Raw genomic sequence first — 5,731 nt, forward strand, 5'->3', positions numbered from 1 at the left:
CCTCCAGGGCCGCCCGCAGGCTAAAGGCCACCCCCTCCAGCACCGCCCGAATTAGGTCGCCCTGGGTGTGGGCCAGCGATAGATTTACCCAGGCCCCTCGGGTATCGGGGTCCATATAGGGGCTGCGCTCGCCCGCTAGATGAGGGAGAAACAGCACACCGCGCGACCCCGGCTGAGACTGTTCCGCCAGGGCCATTAAATCGGTAAATGGGAGGTCAGGGGCGAAAGTGTCGCGATACCAGCGCAGGGCACCCCCCGCCGCCAGGGTTACCCCCACCAGAATATAGCCCCCATCGGCATGGCAAAACAGGTGCACTCGCCCTTCAGGGTCGGGGGTAGGCTGGTCACAGGGGGCAAAAATCACCCCCGAGGTGCCGATGCTGAGGCTGCCCCGGCCCAGGTGCCGCTCAGAAATGCCCAGGCCGATCGCCGCCGCTGCATTGTCGCCACCTCCCGCCACCACAGGCAGTCCTTCGGGTAGCCCAATACGCTCAGCCATAGCCGATTGCAGCCGCCCGGCGACGGCGGTCGAGTCAATGACGCGGGGAAACAGGTCGAGACTGATATCTAGAGCAGTCAGGATGTCTTGATCCCACTGCCGACTGGCCAGGTTTAAACAGCCAATGCCAGAGGCATCTGAGGGTTCGGTCACGGCTTCCCCGGTTAACACATAGCCCAGATAGTCTTTGGGCAGCAGAATGCGCCGCACCTGGTTGTAGGCCTGGGGTTCCTCACTGCGCAGCCAGACAAGTTTTGGCAATTGGAAGCCTGTAATCGCCGGGTTGCCGGTGCGCTGAATTAGCTCCTGCCGGGGCACCGCCGCTTCAATTTCATCAACCGCTTTGCCCGTGCGCTGGTCATTCCACAGAATCGCCGGGCGAATCACCTGACCCGCCCCATCTAGCGGCACCATACCGTGCATCTGGCCCGAAAGCCCCAGGGCAAGTACGTTCTGCCCGTTGAGCTGTCCTGCCACAGTCCTCAGTGCCGTCAACGTGGCATCTACCCAATCGGATGGATGCTGCTCGGTCCAGCCGGGGTGCGGCGTCAACAGGGGATAATTCTGGGTGGTTTGGGCCACCACCTGGCCCTGCAGATCAACGGCGATTGCTCGCACGCCGCCCGTCCCCAGATCCAAACCAATCACTACGTCCGCCAAGTTAATCTCTCCAATGCTTTAGTTGCCATTCTTGCTCTGTTAGTTCAGCTCAGCCAGCGACGGCTGCGTGGGGCCAGTCCTTTCGCTAGCGGCAGCGGGCGGCTCACTGGGTTCCCCCGTCGCCACGATCGGCTCATCCAGACGGCTTTCCTCCCAGGTGATCAGGCGCGCGCCGCCTTTGCGGGTGAAGTAGCTCCACAGCCACTGGATCATCACTAGCAGCTTGTTGTCAAACTCAATCAGAAAGTAGATATGAACGAAAATCCAGATCAGCCAGGCCGGCAGGCCCGAGAGTTTAAACCGCCCCATATTCACCACTGCCTCGTGGTGGCCAATCACCGCCAGGCTGCCTGCATCGTTGTAGTGAAAAGCGGGTAGATCGCCGCCCCGCAGCCGCTGCTGAATCAGCTTGGCCACATAGGCCCCCTGCTGCATCGCCACGGGCGCAACCCCTGGCAGCGGCTGGTCACCCTGGTGGGCAAAGTGGGCCAGATCGCCCACCACAAAGATGTTGGGCTGCCCCGGCAGGCTGAGGTCTGGGTTCACCATCACCCGACCTGCCCGATCGAGCTGGGCACCGGCCCGGGCGGCCAGCACCTTGCCCATCGCCGAAGCCCGCACCCCAGCGGCCCAGAGAATAGTTTTGGCCCGAATCTGCTCGGTGCGATCGCCCTGGCGCACCGTCACCATATTGTCGTCAATGTCGGTCACCAGCGATTGGGTGCACACCGTAACGCCCAGATCTTTCAGGGCCTCGGCGGCTTTGGCCGACAGTTTGGCGGGGTAGGGCGGCAGCACGCGATCGAGCCCTTCCAGCAGCAGAATGCGGGTTTCGGTGGTGTCAATGTGGTGAAATTCGTCCCTAAGCGTGTGGGAGGCCAGCTCGGCCAGCGCTCCGGCCAGCTCTACGCCAGTTGGCCCGCCGCCCACCACTACAAACGTCAGCCAGGCCCGTCGTCGCTCTGGGTCCGACTCTTTTTCAGCCGCTTCAAACGCGCCAAAAATTCGCTTGCGCATTTCTAGGGCATCTTCAAGGGTTTTGAGCCCCGGTGCAGCCTCGGCCCACTGGTCATGGCCAAAGTAGTGGTGGCTGACGCCCGTGGCTACAATCAGCGTATCGTAGGGCAGGGTGGTGTGGTTTAGCGTTACCTGCTGCTGCTCGGGGTCAACATCAATCACCGTGTCCATCAAAACTTTGACGCGGCGATAGCGGCTCAGAATCGCTCGCAGGGGGGATGAAATATCTCCGGGTGATAGCTTGCCAGTCGCAACTTGGTAGAGCAGCGGCTGAAATAAATGAAAGTTCCGTTTATCGATCAGGGTGACTTCAATTTGCTTAGATTTTCCTAAGGCCTTAGCGGCATAAAGGCCGCCAAACCCACCACCAACAATCACAACTTGATGGGGGTTGGTTTCGCTAGCTGTAGCTGCCATGGATCTGACTCCATCTCGAATGGTTTTCTGCTGAAGTCAGCGGAGGGATTACCCTCGGTTGAGGGCAGACTTCAGCGCGATCGCAAGGGCTCTATCCAGCAAACTAGCTCGGTCAATTTATAAACAAATGTTGCCAATCCTAACAACCAAACGATAGAGGCGATCGCCGTTTTACCCCAAAAGCTAGGTTCTGAATTAAAGCTGTCTAACCTTTAGTGTAAGGATTCAAAAGAGTCTTGTGGGCTGAAAGGTTCTCCTAGTCAACCTCAGCGCTGCTTCAGGCTAGCCTCAAAGCATTATTTGGTCAAAACTCCCTACAGATATTCGAAGTGAATTTTGGTTGGCAAAAAAAGTTCTATTTAAATCTCAAAAGCCATCCCCAACTGGGGATGGCTTAGATTGGATTGACGTCAGGGCCTAGTTTGGGCTAGTCATCTCTGGGCAGGCGCGGTGCGACACTGATGTTGTCGCTGTTGTCGCACCCGACCCAACGTTAACTTGGGCTTTTTGCCAGGGGCAAGGGGCTACATCATGCCCATGCCGCCCATGCCACCCATGCCGCCCATGCCACCCATACCGCCCATGCCACCCATGCCGCCCATGCCGCCCATACCGCCCATGCCGGGGTCGCCAGCGGGAGCTGGAGGCTCAGGAATTTCGGCGACCAGGGCCTCGGTGGTGAGCACCATACCCGCGATTGAAGCGGCGTCTTGCAGAGCCGACCGCACGACTTTAGCCGGGTCGATAATGCCCGCCTGAATCAAATCTTCGTAGGCCCCGCTGAGGGCGTTGTAGCCCATCGGGAAGCTCATCGCCCTCACCTTTTCGACAATCACAGAGCCCTGCTGGCCAGCGTTGTCGGCAATTTGCCGCAGGGGCGATTCCACCGCCCGCATGACAATGTCAACTCCGATCGCTTCTTCCGCGCTGAGAGAGGCCTTGAGCGCCTCTAGCTTGGGAGCCAGGTGTAGCAGAGTGGCACCGCCGCCGGGGACAATGCCTTCTTCTACAGCAGCCTTGGTGGCGCTGAGAGCATCGTCAATGCGCAGCTTGCGATCTTTGAGTTCGGTTTCGGTGGCGGCCCCGACTTTGATCACCGCGACGCCGCCAGCCAGTTTAGCCAGCCGCTCAGAGAGCTTCTCTTTGTCGTAGTCAGAATCGGTGCGATCGAGTTCCTGACGAATCTGGGCGATGCGCTTGTCGATGTCGCCTTTGTTGCCCGCATCAGAGACCAGAGTGGTGGTGTCTTTGGTGATGGTGACCTTGGTGGCGGTGCCCAGCATCGACAGGTCGGCAGTTTCCAGGCTGAGACCGATTTCTTCGGAGATCACCTGACCGCCGGTTAGCACGGCGATGTCTTGCAGCATGGCCTTACGGCGATCGCCAAAGCTAGGCGATTTAATTGCCGCTACGTTGAGCACGCCACGCGCCTTGTTGACCACCAGGGTAGCCAGGGCCTCGCCCTCAATGTCTTCGGCAATAATCAGCAGGGGAGCACCCTCACGGGCGACCCGCTCCAGCACCGAAACCAGGTCCTGGATGGAGCCAATTTTTTTATCGACAATCAGGATGCGGGCGTTGTCTAGCTCGGTCACCATCCGCTCTTGGTCGGTGACGAAATAGGGGGAAATATAGCCGCGATCGAACTGCATCCCTTCGACAACGTCCAGTTCGGTGTAGAGCGATTTGGACTCTTCTACCGTAATGACGCCGTCTTTGGTGACTTTGTCCATGGCTTCGGCAATCATGTGGCCGATTTCTTCGTCGCTGCCCGCCGATACGGTGGCGACTTGGGCAATGGTGGCATTGCCTTCAACGGGCTTGGCCACGGCAGCAATTTCGCTCACCAGCACATTCACGGCTTTTTCAATGCCGCGACGCAGGCTAACCGGGTTAGTCCCTGCGGCCACGTTCTTCAGCCCTTCTTTGACCATCGCCTGGGCCAGCACGGTGGCGGTGGTGGTACCATCGCCTGCCAGATCTTTGGTCTTGGAGGCTACCTCTTGCATGAGGCGAGCGCCCAGGTTTTCAAAGGGATCTTCTAGATCGATTTCTTTGGCAATGGTGATGCCATCGTTGACGATCTGGGGTGCCCCGTACTTTTTCTCGAGAACGACGTTGCGCCCCCTGGGGCCGAGGGTAATTTTAACGGCGTCGGCTAGGGCGTTGACGCCTTTTTCGAGGGCCTGTCGCGACGCCTCATCAAAGGAAACTCTTTTTGCCATGTCCTGTCTTTCAGCTCTCCAGAGACAAACTTAGCACTCACTGCGTGCGAGTGCTAACCCAGCTAGATTACCGCTGTACGGGACGGCCGGTAAGTCGCAATAACCGATCCTCGACAAATCTTCGACTCAATGGGTGGGGGGTAACTAAAGAGCAGGATTAGGGAAATGCCTGTTTTGAAGGCGATCGCTTCCTTCGACTCCGCTTAGCGTGCGCTTCGACTCCGCTCAGCGAACGCCCGCTCAGTGAACGGTTCCTGAGCGGAGTCGAAGGAGCCGTCTGGAATGAGCCTGACAGTGGTCAGGGCAGCTGCTGCAAGAGCCAGAGGCCGTTAGTGTGCGCTTCGACTCCGCTCAGCGAACGCCCGCTCGGTGAACGGTTCCTGAGCGGAGTCGAAGGAGCCGTCTGGAATGAGCCTAACAGTGGTCAAGGCAGCTGCTGCAAGAGCCAGAGGCCGGTGGTGGTCATACCCGAGTCATCGGGGCGCACCAATAAAAAGTGAAGGCCCTGGCTGTCCCGCTTGCGCTGCTCAAATCGCTGACCGGCGCTGGCAACGTCGGAATCGTCGAAGGTAGTGAAAACCCAGCGATCGCTCAATCCAGCCTCCAAAATCAACCCGTCGGGCTCCCCCCGCAGGTAGCTCAACCAGGCGGGAGAGTGGGCCTGAATCCACTGGGCCAGAACCATCGCCTGTCGCCCCGCATCCACCACCACCCCTGGAATGGGCGCGGTGCTAGCCAGCCCTAGACGGGAGGGCATTAGATCTGGGGGCAGGTGGCGCAGGGGAATGGGTTCGTAGGGCAGGGTTTGCTCAAAGTCGTAGGCCGACAGGGCGGTAAAGCCCCAGCGATCGCCCCACAGATTTTCAGGCAGGGGCACCGGGGGCGGCGACTCGATGTGCAGCGGGTTATAGGG

At 59.3% G+C, this 5,731-nt stretch carries 4 protein-coding genes; all 4 read right to left on the reverse strand.

What is annotated here, in order from left to right; translation table 11 throughout:
- Positions 1 to 1,159: xylulokinase (xylB, locus tag IQ273_RS29325; protein WP_194026644.1), on the reverse strand; the 1,159-nt coding region annotated here is incomplete at its 3' end.
- A 39-nt stretch (positions 1,160 to 1,198) separates the two neighbouring features.
- Positions 1,199 to 2,593: an NAD(P)/FAD-dependent oxidoreductase gene (locus IQ273_RS29330; protein ID WP_194026645.1), complete on the reverse strand. Its 1,395-nt coding sequence runs from the start codon at positions 2,591 to 2,593 to the stop codon at positions 1,199 to 1,201.
- Positions 2,594 to 3,117: 524 nt separating this feature from the next.
- Positions 3,118 to 4,818 carry a chaperonin GroEL gene (gene groL, locus IQ273_RS29335; protein ID WP_194026646.1) on the reverse strand — a complete coding sequence of 567 codons (1,701 nt, stop codon included), beginning with the start codon at positions 4,816 to 4,818 and terminating at the stop codon, positions 3,118 to 3,120.
- 424 nt (positions 4,819 to 5,242) lie between these two features.
- Positions 5,243 to 5,731: Tab2 family RNA-binding protein (locus IQ273_RS29340; RefSeq protein ID WP_194026647.1), on the reverse strand; the 489-nt coding region annotated here is incomplete at its 5' end.

The sequence above is a fragment of the Nodosilinea sp. LEGE 07298 genome, assembly GCF_015207265.1.
Taxonomy (GTDB): Bacteria; Cyanobacteriota; Cyanobacteriia; order Phormidesmidales; family Phormidesmidaceae; genus Nodosilinea.

What these genes read in the sequence shown, in the direction of transcription:
- IQ273_RS29330 (WP_194026645.1), bottom strand. Translation starts at nt 2,593, where the DNA reads ATGGCAGCTACAGCTAGCGAAACCAACCCCCATCAAGTTGTGATTGTT.
- groL (WP_194026646.1), bottom strand. Translation starts at nt 4,818, where the DNA reads ATGGCAAAAAGAGTTTCCTTTGATGAGGCGTCGCGACAGGCCCTCGAA.